18 protein-coding genes and 2 tRNA genes are annotated in these 15,046 nt (G+C 40.7%); 16 read left to right on the forward strand and 4 right to left on the reverse strand.

The window, feature by feature from the left end:
• Positions 1 to 13 precede the first annotated feature (13 nt).
• The 8 genes from WC788_03480 to WC788_03515 all read left to right on the forward strand — a co-directional run bounded on the left by WC788_03480 (position 14) and on the right by WC788_03515 (position 7,778).
• Positions 14 to 1,846, forward strand: coding sequence for an amylo-alpha-1,6-glucosidase (locus WC788_03480; GenBank protein ID MFA6096661.1), 1,833 nt, complete (start codon positions 14 to 16; stop codon positions 1,844 to 1,846).
• A 55-nt stretch (positions 1,847 to 1,901) separates the two neighbouring features.
• Entirely contained in the window at positions 1,902 to 3,077 is a 1,176-nt protein-coding gene (gene porA, locus WC788_03485; GenBank protein MFA6096662.1) for a pyruvate ferredoxin oxidoreductase, read from the forward strand.
• Positions 3,078 to 3,085: 8 nt separating this feature from the next.
• Complete coding sequence (locus tag WC788_03490; GenBank protein ID MFA6096663.1) at positions 3,086 to 4,048, forward strand: hypothetical protein; 963 nt, start codon at positions 3,086 to 3,088, stop codon at positions 4,046 to 4,048.
• A 65-nt stretch (positions 4,049 to 4,113) separates the two neighbouring features.
• On the forward strand, positions 4,114 to 4,797 hold the full coding sequence (pyrH, locus tag WC788_03495) for a UMP kinase (GenBank protein ID MFA6096664.1): 684 nt from the start codon (positions 4,114 to 4,116) through the stop codon (positions 4,795 to 4,797).
• 74 nt (positions 4,798 to 4,871) lie between these two features.
• Positions 4,872 to 5,522, forward strand: a complete 651-nt coding sequence (locus WC788_03500; GenBank protein ID MFA6096665.1) for an L-threonylcarbamoyladenylate synthase — start codon at positions 4,872 to 4,874, stop codon at positions 5,520 to 5,522.
• Between the two features lie 5 nt (positions 5,523 to 5,527).
• A complete protein-coding gene (locus WC788_03505) occupies positions 5,528 to 6,718 on the forward strand; it encodes an MFS transporter (protein MFA6096666.1) in 1,191 nt (396 codons plus the stop codon).
• A complete protein-coding gene (locus WC788_03510; GenBank protein MFA6096667.1) occupies positions 6,715 to 7,521 on the forward strand; it encodes an undecaprenyl-diphosphate phosphatase in 807 nt (268 codons plus the stop codon). The genes WC788_03505 and WC788_03510 overlap by 4 nt, the downstream gene beginning before the upstream one ends.
• Entirely contained in the window at positions 7,518 to 7,778 is a 261-nt protein-coding gene (locus WC788_03515; protein ID MFA6096668.1) for a SemiSWEET family transporter, read from the forward strand. The genes WC788_03510 and WC788_03515 overlap by 4 nt, the downstream gene beginning before the upstream one ends.
• A gap of 78 nt (positions 7,779 to 7,856) precedes the next feature.
• Here WC788_03515 and WC788_03520 read toward each other — a convergent pair whose 3' ends face one another.
• From WC788_03520 to WC788_03530, 3 genes are all read right to left on the reverse strand, one after another.
• Entirely contained in the window at positions 7,857 to 8,252 is a 396-nt protein-coding gene (locus WC788_03520; protein ID MFA6096669.1) for a hypothetical protein, read from the reverse strand.
• A gap of 95 nt (positions 8,253 to 8,347) precedes the next feature.
• Positions 8,348 to 8,830, reverse strand: a complete 483-nt coding sequence (locus WC788_03525) for a hypothetical protein (protein ID MFA6096670.1) — start codon at positions 8,828 to 8,830, stop codon at positions 8,348 to 8,350.
• Positions 8,831 to 9,072: 242 nt separating this feature from the next.
• Complete coding sequence (locus tag WC788_03530; protein MFA6096671.1) at positions 9,073 to 9,564, reverse strand: hypothetical protein; 492 nt, start codon at positions 9,562 to 9,564, stop codon at positions 9,073 to 9,075.
• 185 nt (positions 9,565 to 9,749) lie between these two features.
• Between WC788_03530 and WC788_03535 the strand changes: the two genes are divergently transcribed.
• A complete protein-coding gene (locus WC788_03535; GenBank protein ID MFA6096672.1) occupies positions 9,750 to 10,130 on the forward strand; it encodes a hypothetical protein in 381 nt (126 codons plus the stop codon).
• 75 nt (positions 10,131 to 10,205) lie between these two features.
• Entirely contained in the window at positions 10,206 to 10,604 is a 399-nt protein-coding gene (locus tag WC788_03540; GenBank protein MFA6096673.1) for a hypothetical protein, read from the forward strand.
• Positions 10,605 to 10,642: 38 nt separating this feature from the next.
• Here the strand turns inward: WC788_03540 and WC788_03545 are convergent.
• Positions 10,643 to 10,726, reverse strand: a tRNA-Leu gene (locus WC788_03545).
• A 255-nt stretch (positions 10,727 to 10,981) separates the two neighbouring features.
• On the opposite strand from WC788_03545, the gene WC788_03550 reads away from it, so the two are divergent.
• The 6 genes from WC788_03550 to WC788_03575 all read left to right on the forward strand — a co-directional run bounded on the left by WC788_03550 (position 10,982) and on the right by WC788_03575 (position 14,958).
• Positions 10,982 to 11,743 (forward strand): ParA family protein, encoded by a 762-nt coding sequence (locus WC788_03550; GenBank protein ID MFA6096674.1) that lies wholly within the window; start codon positions 10,982 to 10,984, stop codon positions 11,741 to 11,743.
• Positions 11,744 to 11,754: 11 nt separating this feature from the next.
• Positions 11,755 to 12,633 carry a ParB/RepB/Spo0J family partition protein gene (locus WC788_03555; GenBank protein MFA6096675.1) on the forward strand — a complete coding sequence of 293 codons (879 nt, stop codon included), beginning with the start codon at positions 11,755 to 11,757 and terminating at the stop codon, positions 12,631 to 12,633.
• An 83-nt stretch (positions 12,634 to 12,716) separates the two neighbouring features.
• Positions 12,717 to 12,787, forward strand: a tRNA-Pro gene (locus WC788_03560).
• 37 nt (positions 12,788 to 12,824) lie between these two features.
• Positions 12,825 to 13,868, forward strand: coding sequence for a 23S rRNA (adenine(2503)-C(2))-methyltransferase RlmN (gene rlmN, locus WC788_03565; GenBank protein MFA6096676.1), 1,044 nt, complete (start codon positions 12,825 to 12,827; stop codon positions 13,866 to 13,868).
• Positions 13,869 to 14,004: 136 nt separating this feature from the next.
• A complete protein-coding gene (greA, locus tag WC788_03570; GenBank protein MFA6096677.1) occupies positions 14,005 to 14,466 on the forward strand; it encodes a transcription elongation factor GreA in 462 nt (153 codons plus the stop codon).
• Between the two features lie 135 nt (positions 14,467 to 14,601).
• Positions 14,602 to 14,958, forward strand: coding sequence for a hypothetical protein (locus tag WC788_03575; protein ID MFA6096678.1), 357 nt, complete (start codon positions 14,602 to 14,604; stop codon positions 14,956 to 14,958).
• The last annotated feature ends 88 nt before the right edge of the window (positions 14,959 to 15,046 follow it).

Consider the following 15,046-nt stretch of genomic DNA (forward strand, 5'->3'; position numbering starts at 1 on the left):
TACAAACAAATACATGCAAATAACGCATGAATACAAAAATACAAAAATAGTCAAAAACACCGATGAAAGCACGGGCCTGATCCTTGGAAATGACATGGGTAATTATTATTATATAGCCAACCAGGATGAAACAAGATATCAGGGGTTTTTTTATTCCGATTGCAAGAATGTCAGAAATGAATTTATGGTGTATAAGATCATCGATTCGATTAATATGATCGATTCCGGGAAATTAACCGAGATCAGAAATGGTTTTTTTGAAGTAAGCCGGAAATATGAGAATGGCATCAGTGAAAAATATTTTTTGCCTAATGGCCATAATGCACTTTGCATCAAGACAAGCAGAACAAGCAAAGCCGAAATAGTGCTTGATATCAGACATCCCTATGATTCCAGGCTAATGGGAAGATTTTATGAGATTGAAATCAAAAACGATTGCGCTCTCATAAAATTTACGAAACGCAGGGACCAGAACGAAGACGGACTTGCAGATAAAAAGGAATATTCGCTATATCTTGCCATTAAAACCGACAAAGAAGAATACAAGAGCATAGGCCAATTCTTTTCAAAATACTATCAAAAAGATCACAAACGCAATTCAACTCCTTGGGACAGGTTTGTTTACAAAGCCGTTGAAATTGAATTCAGGGAAGCGGTTTTGGCAGTCGGAAGAACCCAGAAGGAAGCCATGGACGAGGTTTTGAGAGTTTACAAGAATTTCGACAAATTATATGAAAAACAAGCCGACACTGTGCACAAGAAATTAAAGTTTCCGAAGATAAGCGATGAAGAGATAAAGATGGCATATTTGTGCGCGCAAAACTCCATTTACACAATGCTTGTTGAGGCTAATATGAAAAAGGGAGCATATGCGGGCCTTCCCTGGTTTTTCCAATTTTGGACCCGAGATGAAGCAATATCGCTCTTGGAGATCCATAAATTGAAAGAAGATCTTTCACTTGAGATCATAAACAAGCACATCAGGTCGATCACCGGCGACGGGCAATTGCCAAAACAAAGATTCTATGGAGCATCGGAAAATGTGCTGAAAAGCGCAGATTCGCTGGGCTGGCTGATGGATCGAATAAAAAAATTAAATGATGCCAAAAAACTTCCCGAATACCTTAAACTGGAGATCATAGACACGATCGAGAAGGTCATACCCGACCTGATGCAAAAAAGAACGATCGATGATCTTGCCATCAATTATAACAACGAAACCTGGATGGACAGTATCGAAAGATCCGGTCAAAGAATTGAGATACAGGCAGGAAGGCTGAAAATATACAAGACCCTATACGAACTGACTCGGAATGATCAATATGAAATACTTGAAAGCGAGTTAAGAAAAAAAGTCCTGAGCAAGTTTTATGAAAATGGCATCCTCCTGGATAGCCCTTCCGATAAAACGGCGAGGCCGAATGCGTTCATAGCGGCCTATTTATATCCCGAACTGCTGTCAAATGAACAATGGGAAACATGCTTTGATAAACTTCTTGAAAGGTTATATCTTCCGTGGGGAGGCATCTCCACCGTTGATATAAAAAGCGACATGTTCATCGCCCACGACACGGGAGAGAATAGTTTAAGTTATCACAATGGCAACAGCTGGTATTGGATAAACAACCTTGTTGCGTTAGTTCTGTATAGGATCAATGCCCATAAATATTCCGAATATATAAACTCGATCATGGAAGCTAACACGAAAGATATCCTCTATGAAGGCATAGCCGGACATCACAGTGAAGTAAGCAGTGCCGAAAAAAAGACATGCTCCGGATGCAATGCGCAATTATGGAGCAGTGCCATGTATCTCGAGGTTTTTGACGAAATGCTGAACAGCTGATCATGATATGTTGTTTTTGATATTTTATTTTTAACTTTTTGTTATGGTGATGGCGATGAAAAAAAAGCATTATTACAAGGCACTAACCGGCGGACAAGCGGTTGCAGTGGCGATGAAGCAGATAAATCCCGACGTGGTTGCGGCATATCCTATCACTCCGCAAACACCTATTATCGAAACATTCGCTCAGTTTGTTGCTGATGGAAAAGTGGACACCGAACTCATAGACGTCGAATCCGAACATAGCGCAATGAGCGCCGTTGTCGGCGCATCCGCAGCCGGGACAAGGGCCATGACGGCAACTTCTTCCCAGGGACTTGCACTGATGGCTGAAATCGTTTACATTGCTTCCGGATCAAGACTTCCTATCGTGATGGCTGTTGCAAATCGGGCGCTTTCGGCTCCGATCAATATTCATTGCGATCACACAGATTCCATGTTCCTGCGAGATGCATCATGGATACAGCTATACAGCGAAAATGCCCAGGAGGCATATGACAACACGCTGATCGCAGTCAGACTTTCGGAACATGATGACGTTCAACTGCCGGTTATGGTCATGCAAGACGGTTTTATTACTTCTCATAGCGTTCAGAATGTCCTTATATTGGATGACGCCAAGGCAAAAAAATTCATCGGACCGTTCAATTCCCATTCGCCCCTGCTTGATATGAAAAAACCCGTTACCATCGGCCCGCTTGACCTGTTTGACTACTTTTTCGAGCACAAATACCAGCAAGCGGAGGCAATGGAAAAAAGCAAAAAAGTATTGAAGCAGATAGACAGCGAATATTACAAAATGACAGGAAGAAAGTATGAATTTATAGAAAAATATAAGACGAATGACGCAGACTATATCATAGTCGTATTGAGTTCAACCGCAGGAACCGCAAAGGTTGTCGTCGACAATCTCCGAAAGGCAAAAAAGAAAGTCGGACTCATCAAGATAAGGTGCATGAGGCCTTTCCCGAATAACGAGATCGCCAAAGCGCTCTCGGGCGCCAAGGAAGTTGCCGTATTGGACAGGTCTATATCATTTGGAAACTACAGTCCTGTGTTCACAGAGATCAGATCTTCACTTTACGAAGTTAAGCGCAAACCAAAGCTTTATAACTACATATACGGCCTTGGAGGCAGAAACATAGGACTAAATGATATCGAGAATGTATATAATGATTTGATGAAACACAGAAATAATGATAAAATAAAATACATAGGCTTAAGAAAATAACGAAAACGATGTATAAAAGCATAAACGATCTGGTAATAGATACAAAATCGCTGCAGATACAGGGAGCATCAAGTGTGGCAAAAATTGTCATTGACATCCTTTCAGGCAATAAAGACAATCTGTTGAAAAAATCCAAGACTAAAGATGAATTCATCGAAAGCATCAAAGATGTGGCATCAAGGCTGGCATTGGCCGAACCGACGCAAACAATGGCTCAAAATATCCTCGGATCTCTTATTGTTGAACTTCAGGACGACAAGATCGTAAGTCTCGAAACCTGTGTTTCAGCTTTTGACAAAACACTCAGTGATATTGAGAAAAAGATCATCGAGAACGAAAAAAGATTCATCGAAAACGGAGTTGCGCTTATAAAAAGTCTCTCCAAAAAAAGCCGCACCGCGAACATTCTGACACACTGCCATTCATCGGGCGTCAGGAATGTGCTTAAGGCTGCCAATGACGCCGAAGTTCCCTTTAAGGTCTTCAATACCGAGACGAGGCCGGTTTTCCTCGGCAGAGCGACTGCAAAAAAAATGGTTGACGAAAATATGGATGTCACAATGATAATCGATAGCGCAGCGCCTTTCGTTATAAGCGGAAAAGCCGGAGATAAATTCAAAACCGATGCAGTTCTCCTGGGTTGCGACACCATGACGATAAACGGCGACGCAGTGAATAAGATAGGAAGTTATGGCATTTCTCTTTCGGCGTATTTTAATAAAGTTCCTCTGTATATCGTCACAAGCTTGCTTAAGGCGCGAAAGGGTGTTTATAATATACTGGACATTCCGATGGAGATCAGGCCGTGCAGCGAAGTATGGGATGATGCACCCGCCGGACTCAATATAATAAATTTAGGGTTCGATGTCATACCCAGTGAATTTATTACCGGCTACATTACGGAATTCGGCATAATAAAGCCCGGTGACATAAAGAACACCATTTCAAGAAATTATCCGAGACTATTGTAAATACCGATTAAGACATTATCTCAATAGTCCTTTTCGGGACTATTTTTAGAACTATAAAAAGACCTATGCGAAACAACATTTTCATATTGTCGCTCGGAGGATCATTGATAGTGCCCGGTGAGGTAGATCATGAGTTCCTAAAGGCATTTGTCGCGCTGATCCGCAAAAAAACGCAAACGGGAAATAGGTTTATTATTGTCTGCGGAGGAGGGGGAGTCAACAAGCTCTATAACCAGGCAGCAACCAAAACAAGAGCAATGACCAACGACGAACTGGATTGGATCGGTATTTATGCGACCCGATACAACGCGGAATTCATCAGAATTCTTTTTTCGGACCTGGCCTATGGAAAAGTTGCCGCCAACCCTCACAAAAAATTCAAAACAAAAAAACCGGTGATCATCGGCGCGGGATATATGCCCGGATGGTCAAGCGATTATGATGCAGTATATCTGGCCAAAACATACGGCGCAAAAACAGTCGTAAACCTATCCAACATAGATTATGCATATGACAAAGACCCGAAAACATTCCCTGATGCGAAAATAATCGAAAACATAAGCTGGACCGATTTCAGAAAAATCGTGGGAAATGAGTGGAAACCGAGAATGAACACGCCCTTCGACCCGATCGCAAGCAAAGAAGCGCAAAAGTTAAAACTTAAAGTGATCGTGATGAACGGAAAGAATATCTCAAATCTCGAAAATCTAATTGACGGAAAAGATTTCAAAGGCACTATTGTCTCATAATTGTTGGTTTTTGCCCTGCATTGAACTATTCTGAACATATAATATAACGCGCATCCTAGTAAAAATTATCGCATATGGAACTGTTGTCGCTGGATCTGAACAATAAAGAAAAATATGATGACCTTATAAGCAAAGCCGCCTTCTCTTTGAAAAGCGGCAAGGTTTTAGTGTACCCGACAGATACGCTATATGGACTCGGGGCAAACGCCTTTGACGCAAAAGCGATATTGAATATTTTCAAGATCAAGAGACAAGACCGGAGCAAGCCGATATCAATTATCGCAAGAGATATACCGATGGCAAAAAAAATAGCCTGCATAGATTCAAGGGTTGAAAAAATACTGAAGAACATCTGGCCGGGACCGATCACAATAATCCTAAGAAAGAAAGATATAATTCCTCATATACTGACGGCGAACGGCGAAACAATAGGAGTGAGAATACCTGCTTTCAAATTCGTAAACGACCTTATGAGCTCGATAGATTTTCCGATCACAGCCACAAGCGCCAACATATCAGGCGAGAAAAACCTTCTTGCTCCCAAAGATATCTTAAGCAAGTTCTTTCAAGGCGAAAATTGTCCCGATGTTTTTATTGATGCCGGAAAAATTAGAAATCCGGAGCCTTCAACGATAATTGACCTGACGACTCAAACGCCCAAAATAGTCAGAATAGGCGTTGTCGGTAAAGAAAAAATGCTAGATATTTTTAAGAAATTCATTTAGTGAATATGTCCAATATTTTCGTAGATCACTTTTTAATGCACAGACTGAAACGGGAGATATCGGAGCTATATGCGACTATCACCATCAAGGACTTTGCATTTTCAATGATGGCGCTTTATGAACCGATTTTCCTGTTCAAACAATTTAATTCGATCTCTGTCGTTTTTTTGTTTTACACGATAGTCTATGGAATGTATTTTATCTTTCTCCCTCTGGGAAGCAAACTGGCGGCAAGATATGGTTTTGAGCACTGCATGTTTTACAGCATACCATTCGCGATATTTTATTTTTTGACATTATCCCAAGTTCCCGGACATAAAGAATTGATCATTCTATCCATATTTCTCGTTACTGCATATAAGATCCTTTTCTGGCCCGCCTATCACGCTGATTTTGCGCATTATAGCACTTCAGGCTACAGGGGAAGGGCGCTTAGCATGCTATCGTTCGTTTCCACCTTTTCGACGATAATCGGACCAATAATCGGCGGATATATCCTTTCAAGATTCGGATTCGAAGTCCTTTATCTCACAGTATCGATCATAAGCCTTGCGTCAATTATCCCGCTGTTTACTACGAAAGAACAATTTCAACCTCACATATTTTCATACAGAAAAGCCCTTGAGCGGATCTTCACTCCCCATGATCACTATAAAAGAAAAGACTTTTGGGCTTATTTCGGCTTTGGAGAAGAGATCATAGGAGCGGTCGCTTGGCCGATATTCATATTCCTGATAATTGAAAAGTATTACCTTATGGGTATTATCATAGGCATTTCAACTATTGCCCTTTCGTTTATATCGCTTTACGTCGGAAAACTTTCCGACACACTCGATGTGGGCGGCAGAAAAAAACTGCTCTATTCAGGCGAAGCTCTGAGGTTCATATCTTGGTTCCTGAGGCCGTTTGCGGCGAATTGGCTCGGTGTCCTGCTCATTGACGTTTTATCTTCAGGTTCGAAGATCGGAATAAATTATCCACTGATGACCTCTGCCTACAATAAAGGAGACGACCATAAGGGATTTTTGAAATATATGACTTTTTTTGAAATGTCATTGGCAATGGGCAAGATGCTGATCTCATTTTTTGCTTTAATTATTACACTCCTATTCGCGGGCTACGACATGTGGCTTAGCCTTTTCTCATTAGCGGGATTCTGGTCCTTATTATTCATTTGTAAATATAAAAAAGCATGACGGACATTCTTCAGTCAATCTTTCTCGGAATCGTGCAGGGGGCTTCGGAATTTCTTCCGATATCAAGTTCCGCTCATCTGATCCTGATACCGAAAATATTCAATTGGCAAGACCAAGGCTTGGCTTTTGACGTAGCCTTGCATCTGGGTACGCTGTTTGCAGTTTTGACATATTTTTTCAACGACTGGAAACAGGTGATCGCTTCATCGCCGCTATTCAAGATCAATAAATCCCCGAGACTGTTTGATTCCCTGAGATCTGATCCGCTTTTTATTATCATCATTTCAACCATACCCGGTGCATTATCCGGGATCCTGCTGGAAAAGAATGCAGAATCTGTTTTCAGAAATCCGATCCTGATCGCAGGCACCCTGTTCCTTGGAGGTTTGATATTATTCTATGCCGATCGAACCGGCAAAAAGAATTCGAACAGCATAACGCTCAAAAAAGGATTAGTGATCGGATGCGCTCAGGCTTTTGCGATCATACCGGGAATATCCAGAAGCGGAGTCACCATAGCAGCCGCGCTTATCATGGGATTCGACAGAGTTTCCGCAGCACGATTTTCATTCCTGCTTTCAACACCGATCATCCTGGGAGCCGGAATAAAAGAACTTCCCGTGCTGATGGAGCGGGGGATCGATGCCGGACTTATTTCAGGGATCGTATTTGCATCACTGAGCGGATATCTTGCCATAAAATACATGATCAGTTATCTTGCAACGCGGAATTACGACCTATTTGTCGCATACAGGATCATTCTGGCAATATTTATCTTTATTTCATTCATGAACACACAATGAACAAAACCTACATTAACAAGATCGGATGGTTTGCATCATTAATGGCGGTCTTGATGTTTTCATCATACATAGACCAGATACGCCTGAATTTATCCGGGAATAAAGGTTCGATCATCCTTCCCATTGCCACAACGGTCAATTGCATATCCTGGTCAGCCTATGCAATGCTCAAGGAAAAGAAAGATTGGCCGCTTTTTGTCTGCAATGCGATAGGAATTGTTTTTGGCGTCATCACTGCCATCACTGCTCTTGTCTAAGCGATAAAAAAACAGCTCAATCTTCATAATTGATGCCGTTTTTTTATTCTAAATCCCTTACTATTCGCTTAGCCTTCATCATATTCCTATCTCAAGTTCATCGCGATCCTCCTTGATGCAGGATTTTTTGATCAATTCGGCAACCAGATGCACTTCTTTATCCGTCTTGAGCCCCAACTCCTGCGGCTTCATCACAAATATTTCGCTTGAAACTGCGCTGTCAAGATCGCTTGAGCCAAGATGAACTCCTTTTGCTTTTTCAACCTGCACCCGATCTGCAAAATCTCTTATTTTATTGATCACCCTCGACACATTGTCTTCGCCCATCAAATGTTCTATATTATGCCTGATGTCGTCGAAATCAATCCTTATCTGATCGCTTCCATTGTCAATCACTATTTCTTTCTCACTAAGAAACTCCATCTCACCTCCACTTGATGGATCCGCAAACTCCATGCTGTCTTTGAACTCCATATATTTGCAACTTATTGATTATTTTGTCTGTGTGCTAAATCCGATGAAATAATAGCATTTTTCTTCCCAATAATCAAATAAAAAAAGAGTTTATATTATGAATTTATAAACTCCCAGAATATTTTTCTTGCGCGTTCTATGGTCAGATCGGTCATTTTAACACGTTCTATCTGATCTTTGTTGCGCTTGCCTTTATTATATTCCTCGATCTGTTTATCGTACAAGGGATATTCAGTTTCGCATGTTCTGCCAGTTATCTGATAAATCTTATTTTTAAAAATCATCCCCTCCAGCCCATGTTCATCAATCGGCAAAAATAATATAATCGAATCAAGACATACGATCTTCGGTTTTCTGTTGAATGAACCGAAAATAAACATCTCATCTTCACCGATCTCGTCCGATATTTTTTTTATTTCTGCAGCCGAAAGATCGCCATGACCCAAGAACTCAGCACTCTTCCTGGCTCTTGATATCAAGCACCAGGACGTATCGTTCATACCATTTTTATTCTGTCCCATTCTCAGACCGAATTTTGTCTTTTTTCTAAAGTGTTTCACAATGAACTCCAAGCTCAAGATATTCACCTCCAAGGATAAATTTGATAACTAAAACCATTATCAAACAGAGTATCATAGCATATACAGCTTACTATGTCAACCCTTAGCTCATTCTATGATGAAGTAATTATAAAATAATGACCCCAGCTCCGCTACCAGCTTGACTTTACATAACTGGTCCTGTACGGCCAGCGTCGCCGAAGGCTGACGGCGAGGCGAGTAGGCAAGTACTGGCACCATAATAAAAAGGGATATCATATTTATTTTCCGATAGTCCCTTCAATAATTACCTTTGCCTCCGCTAATGTTATGAACTTTATATTTATCGATGTTTTTTTTGAAAGAATCGGGAATCGTGCCGACTTTGCCTTAAAGTCATCAAATTCTTTCCCTTCTTTCCTTGAAACAATAAGCACTTCGTTCCTTTTTAGCAGATATGCCAATCTATTGATCTCGGAAGTATCTTCCGTGTGATCTGTGCCAAGGTAGATCCTAATCAGCTCTTTTTCATTCAAGTCTGTTGCGATCTTTTCGATATCTTCTTCCAGAAGGTCCAAACAGCCCTCTCTTTCTCCTTTTTCATTATATAAAATAGCATTTTCTATCACACAGCCTTTTGTTCTGATCATTCCATAGGTCAAACCAAATCTTAACTTCTGGCCCAGATCGAATTTCTTTATTCCAAAGTTTTCCAGAGTTTTTTCACCTACGACATTGAACAAATAATTCATTATTTTTTTTCCGATTGTCACGATAATCGCTCCTGTTGATCATTGAAAACATTATCAACTAAAGAGTATATCATTTAGCTTGCAATATGTCAATATATATAGGGGGCATACCAGCCGAATGGAACAGGCTGCCTAATAGTATTTGCAAGAAAGCTAAGCTTATTGACAAATACAGAAAAATGTGATAGTTTCCATGCAGGAGGAAAATGACCGACCAAGATAGAATTAATAATATTGAAGAACTGAAAAAAAATATTCTTGCCGATAAGAATATCGATCCCGACAAGCAAAAAGACGCATTACGCGGTCTGGAAAGAACTCATACGGCGCTTTCAAGAACTGACGAATACTACGTAACTCAAAGAAAAATAAAAAAGATTGAAAGTAAAATGACAACAATATTTTCACTGCTTTTCCTGATAACTTTCTTTGTTTCTGCATGGGGTATTCCGAATGTCATCGCCCGTTCATCCGACCCGATTTTCTATATAGCAATGATTGCGCTTGTGCTATGGATGACCAGTTCGTCAATTGCGCCAATAATATATAAAATGCAGCAAAAATTATACAAACCGAAAAGTGCCTGAAAGCACTTTTTTTCTAGCCTTAGAATGGTTGACATTTAGCAATAAATATGCTATATTTTTCCACAGAGGTGTTTTATGGCAAAGACCAAATTAGAGCTATGTCGCGATCTTGATAGTGTGATAAAAGAAATCGATAAAGGCATAGAAGGACTTCCTGAGGAAACGGGCAGGATAATAAGAAAACGTCTGGTGGAATCCGTGTATGAAACCGATAAACCTGACGCATATTATCCGACAAGAAATAGAATTATAAACGTGATAATGTATGTACTCACGCTCGTTCTGGTAATTGAAACGATAGTTATTTATGCTTTGCGTGAATCGCATATGCTGAACGCAGATCATATTGTTTACATATTCGGAGCAACATTTATTTTATTATTTTTTGTGCCAAACAGTGACAAACTCACAGAAAAAATACTAAGGTCGGATAACTTGACCTTAAGAAAAATATTCATACCGCAAAAAAACTGAGCCAAAAAAAGCTCATTTTTTATTATCCGCCAAATTTGTGCCGGAGGAGGGAGTCGAACCCTCATGAGTGTTAGCCCACACGATTTTGAGTCGTGCGCGTCTGCCAATTCCGCCACTCCGGCATGGATAATTCAAAATTTAAATATCAAAATGAAAAGTTATACTTTATTTAAAGGGGAGTTCGATCTGTTTTATCAATATTTTTGATTTTAATACTTGCATTTTGCACTTTATGTGGTCCCTTGACATTTTCAAATCATTCTGCCATTCTAAATTTACAATAATTAGCCGGAAATGAAGTCTCAAATGGGTAACAATATAAGAATATATTAATCTGGCAATTTGTCAATTCATGATATTTATAATATAATAAAAATATGAATATTATATCATTAGTTAACCAAAAAGGAGGAGTAGGGAAGTCTACGACCACGATGAATTTGGGAGCTTATTTGGTTTTGCATGGAAAAAAAGTCCTGCTCATAGACATGGATTCTCAGGCAAACCTCACCACCGGACTGGGCTTCCGTCCGGAAAATCTTGAGAAAAACGTTTATCAGGCCATATCCGGAAAGATAAGACTTGAGGATGCGGTTGTTACAACCTCGCTTCTTAACCTTGATCTCATTCCCGCGACACCGGACCTTGCCGCAGCAACCATAGAGCTGGTTGAGACTGTTGACAGGGAATATGTTTTTTATAATGCTGTGAAAGTTATCAGCAGCAAGTATGACTTCGTGCTGATCGATTGCCCTCCCAGTCTCGGGCTTTTGACGGTGAACAGCCTCACGGCTTCGGACAAGATCATAATTCCGATACAATGCGAATATTATGCACTTGAGGGATTGAAACAGCTGTTGGAATCCATCAATCTCATCAAAGATAATCTCAAAGATAATATACAGATATTGGGCGCGGTGCTCACCATGTTCGATAAGCGAAACCAGCTGTCGCATCAGGTTGTCAAAGAGGTCAGAAGACATTTTCCCGGACATGTTTTTGATGCGATCATACCTCGAAATGTAGCATTAGCTGAAGCGCCAAGCTTCGGGAAAACGATCCTTCAATACGCCCCCGATAGTTCAGGAGCCAAGGCATACAATTATCTTGCCAAAGAGGTGATCATTAGAACAACATAAACAAAATAAACATGATGAAAAAAAGCAGCTTGGGAACGGGACTTTCATCTCTGATCCCCAGCAAGATAAACAAAAATGAAACAGGAAGCGATTCGTCGAAGCATTCTCACGGCCAGGACGAAGTTCTCAAAATACCCATCGAGAATATCGTGCCAAATCCGAATCAGCCCAGATATTATTTTGACGAAAACAATCTTAAGGACCTTTCTGAATCCATCAAAGAACATGGCGTGATCCAGCCTATAATCGTAACGAAGATCTCAGATAATAAATTCGAGCTTATCGCCGGCGAACGAAGACTCCAAGCGTCCAAATTGTCAGGTCTCAGAGAGATCCCGGCGATCGTAAGAGTGGCCACGAATCAGCAGAAACTCGAACTTGCTCTTGTCGAAAACATCCAAAGACACGACCTCAATGCCATAGAAGAGGCAAAAGCATATCGCAAGCTTCAGAACGAATTCAATTTGAGTCAGGATGATGTCGCAAAAAAAACCGGCAAGAACAGATCGACTATTGCGAATATAATCAGACTTCTCGAACTTCCGATCGAGATTCAAAGAGGAATAATTGAAAGAAAAATCACATCGGGCCATGCTCGGGCCATTTTGGGACTTGATAATCCCGAAAAACAAAGAGCTCTCTATGCCTTAATATTGAAAAACGACCTTACCGTCAGAGAAGCCGAGAACAAAGTCAGAGAAGTATCAGTTCATGCGCATAAAAGGAAAATCACAGAGAACAAAGATCCGAGGATTCAGGATATCGAGGATAAGGCCCAGCAGAAACTGGGAACAAAGGTCAAGATCAACAAAAGCGGCCCCACAGGCAGAATATTCATAGATTTTTTTTCAGACGAAGAATTCGACAAAATAGTGGGATTTATCAGCTGATATTTTCAAAATCAATTGGCTGAGGAAGTTTAGCTTTATCTGAGTAGGCTTTTTTATTTGACAAAACATATCATAATTTGAGTCGGGGTGTAGTATAATGGTAGTACGCGAGCATGGGGTGTTTGTAGCCCGAGTTCGATTCTCGGCACCCCGACTTAGACCATGAGATCTATTTTGGAACTGGAAAAAAAGTGACGATCAAGCATGCAACACATATTCCGCCGAATAACAATGCTCATATGGACCTGCAGATACTATACGAGTTAATTAAAAACGAACCTTCCTTCAGATTAAAGCAGATCAAAAGAGCTCTGTTTTTTGATGTGATCGAAGATTGGGACCAGGCAACAACGCTGCCAAAGAGCCTCAGGGACGATCTCAAGGATAAATTTCCAATCTCGATCAAAGCAGAATGCCATGTTTCAAAAGATAATTCAACAACAAAAGCGCTTATCACGCTGGACGACGGAGAAAAGGTCGAATCCGTGCTGATGAAGCATGGGGACGGAAGAAACACGGTCTGCCTCTCCTGCGAAGTCGGATGCCCGCTCGGATGCGAATTTTGCGCAACGGGAAAGATGGGCTTCAAGCGCAATCTTACATATTCCGAGATCATTATGCAGCTCTTATTTTTTGAGCGCCTATTGAAAAAAGAAAAGGGGAGAGTTACAAATGCCGTATTCATGGGAATGGGAGAACCTTTTTTGAATTATGATAACGTCATGGAGTCCATACGGACCATGAACAGCGAAGAATGCTTCAACATCGGAGCTCGCCATATCTCGATCTCCACGGCCGGTTTGACGGACGGGATCGAAAAACTTTCAAAAGAAAAATTACAGGTCAATCTTGCCATTTCATTTCACGCTCCAAATGACGAACTTAGAAGCCGGCTTATGCCCATAAACAAAAAATATCCGATCGGCGATATCATGGCGGCCGTCAGAAAATATGCGAATGCCACCAAACGGAAAGTCATGTTCGAATATGTCATGATCAGCGGCGTGAATGACGGCGAAAAAGAAGCGCGGGAACTTTCCAAACTGATGAGACACCGCCTATTCCTCGTCAACCTGATCTCCTATAATCCGACCGGCCTATTCAGTCCCTCCGAGGGAGAAGCGATAAAGGTATTCAAAGATATACTTCTGAAAAATGCCGTGAGCGTGACTCAAAGATATAAATTCGGCGTCGGAATAGATGCGGCCTGCGGACAACTTGCTTGTAAGAAATAAATTAATATGACCGTTTTTTGGCTATAATCACGCATTATTATGACTATTGACAAACTAATTAAATATGATATCATTAGCTTAATAAATTTTTCCCAGCCTTATATGCGGGGATTTTTAAATGGAATAATAAAACAAAATGGCTAAACAATTCATTACGAAAGAAGGATTAGATAATTTAAAGGAAGAATTGAACTATTTGAAAACAACAAAAAGACAAGAAATTGCCAAAAGGATACAAGATGCGAAGGAGCTCGGAGATCTGAGCGAAAACGCCGAATACTCGGAGGCGAAGGAACAGCAGGCGCTGAACGAGGCAAAAGTATCCGAGATCGAAGAAACTATCAAAAGCGCAAATGTCATCGACGACAGGCATGCGAAATCAAATGTCGTGCACATCGGATCAACGATAAATGTCAAATGCGGAAAATCCGACCGTACGTTCACAATAGTCGGTTCAAACGAAGCAAATCCCCTCGAAGGGAAGATATCAAATGAATCGCCGCTGGCAAAGTCTTTTTTGGGACACAAGGCCGGCGACAAGATCACGGTTGAAACGCCCAAAGGAAAAGTTGTTTACTCGATAATCAGTGTTTCCTAGAAGAGTCCATCTGATACAAAACAGCAGGTTATATAGGCCTGTTTTTTTGTATCCGGCAACATCATAACATCCATAGGTCAGATTTTTTGACTTTTTTGATCTTGCGGTTATAATTACCAAAAAGGAGGTTGTGAAATGTTATTTGAAGCATTAAGGATCGTCGGAGTCATTATCAGGAACATAATCAGCACAAACGATCCATGGCTCTTCTATTTAGGAGTTTTTGCGATCAGTTTCATCATCATGTTGATATATATGGCGATCATAGACCTGGCCGAATGGCTTCTTGAAAGCAAGGCATGGTTTTGGATCAGCCTGCTGGGGAAAGGAATAACTCCGGAATATCCCGTGAAATTTGATAAGATCAGGAACAGGGGATGCTATCCCATAGAAGCAAGCAGCGGTCCTTATCGCACTTCGCTCGTAAAAATAGTCCTGAAAATGGAACTTGGACACACCACGTCCTATGTCAATGTTTATGCCACGCCTTGAAAACACAAGGCTTATTTTTTTGACTAAATGAGACTAAAATAGTATATTTATTAATAGAATATAAGAAAAAAAACGGCATCATTTATGC

The organism is Candidatus Paceibacterota bacterium, from assembly GCA_041661265.1.
Taxonomy (GTDB): Bacteria; Patescibacteriota; Minisyncoccia; order JAHIHE01; family JAGLIN01; genus JBAZUT01.

Excerpts from the sequence above, each read along its gene's own strand:
- WC788_03480 (MFA6096661.1), top strand. The coding sequence starts at position 14 with ATGCAAATAACGCATGAATACAAAAATACAAAAATAGTCAAAAACACC.
- porA (MFA6096662.1), top strand. The coding sequence starts at position 1,902 with ATGAAAAAAAAGCATTATTACAAGGCACTAACCGGCGGACAAGCGGTT.
- WC788_03490 (MFA6096663.1), top strand. The coding sequence starts at position 3,086 with ATGTATAAAAGCATAAACGATCTGGTAATAGATACAAAATCGCTGCAG.
- pyrH (MFA6096664.1), top strand. The coding sequence starts at position 4,114 with ATGCGAAACAACATTTTCATATTGTCGCTCGGAGGATCATTGATAGTG.
- WC788_03500 (MFA6096665.1), top strand. The coding sequence starts at position 4,872 with ATGGAACTGTTGTCGCTGGATCTGAACAATAAAGAAAAATATGATGAC.
- WC788_03505 (MFA6096666.1), top strand. The coding sequence starts at position 5,528 with ATGTCCAATATTTTCGTAGATCACTTTTTAATGCACAGACTGAAACGG.
- WC788_03510 (MFA6096667.1), top strand. The coding sequence starts at position 6,715 with ATGACGGACATTCTTCAGTCAATCTTTCTCGGAATCGTGCAGGGGGCT.
- WC788_03515 (MFA6096668.1), top strand. The coding sequence starts at position 7,518 with ATGAACAAAACCTACATTAACAAGATCGGATGGTTTGCATCATTAATG.
- WC788_03520 (MFA6096669.1), bottom strand. The coding sequence starts at position 8,252 with ATGGAGTTCAAAGACAGCATGGAGTTTGCGGATCCATCAAGTGGAGGT.
- WC788_03535 (MFA6096672.1), top strand. The coding sequence starts at position 9,750 with ATGACCGACCAAGATAGAATTAATAATATTGAAGAACTGAAAAAAAAT.
- WC788_03540 (MFA6096673.1), top strand. The coding sequence starts at position 10,206 with ATGGCAAAGACCAAATTAGAGCTATGTCGCGATCTTGATAGTGTGATA.
- WC788_03550 (MFA6096674.1), top strand. The coding sequence starts at position 10,982 with ATGAATATTATATCATTAGTTAACCAAAAAGGAGGAGTAGGGAAGTCT.
- WC788_03555 (MFA6096675.1), top strand. The coding sequence starts at position 11,755 with ATGATGAAAAAAAGCAGCTTGGGAACGGGACTTTCATCTCTGATCCCC.
- greA (MFA6096677.1), top strand. The coding sequence starts at position 14,005 with ATGGCTAAACAATTCATTACGAAAGAAGGATTAGATAATTTAAAGGAA.
- WC788_03575 (MFA6096678.1), top strand. The coding sequence starts at position 14,602 with ATGTTATTTGAAGCATTAAGGATCGTCGGAGTCATTATCAGGAACATA.